The sequence below is a fragment of the Halomonas sp. SIMBA_159 genome, assembly GCF_046536035.1.
GTDB classification, from domain to species: Bacteria; Pseudomonadota; Gammaproteobacteria; order Pseudomonadales; family Halomonadaceae; genus Vreelandella; species Vreelandella venusta_A.
Map to the genome: position 1 here is coordinate 1 of NZ_JAWJBT010001054.1, position 255 is coordinate 255.

The 255-nt window shown below is 52.5% G+C and carries 1 protein-coding gene; it reads left to right on the plus strand.

Features of this window, described 5'->3' with window-relative positions:
• The coding region (locus tag R0J87_RS22505; protein WP_498889105.1) for an SAM-dependent methyltransferase at positions 1-255 on the plus strand (255 nt) is incomplete at both ends.

Here is a 255-nt window from a genome sequence, read left to right on the forward strand (position 1 = left end):
GTAAGGGTTATTCCAATACCCGGTCCTTGTGCGCTTATTACTGCGCTGTGTGCTGCAGGGTTACCCACCGACAAGTTTCATTTTATCGGCTTTTTACTGCCAAAAAGCCAGCAGCGACAAAATCAGCTGGCAGATGTGCCGGCCGGCGTCGGCACCATTATATGCTACGACACGGCACGGCGGATTAAAGACACCTTACAGGATGTTGCACTGGTGTTTGGCGCTGATCGCGAACTGGTGCTGGCAAAAGAGCTG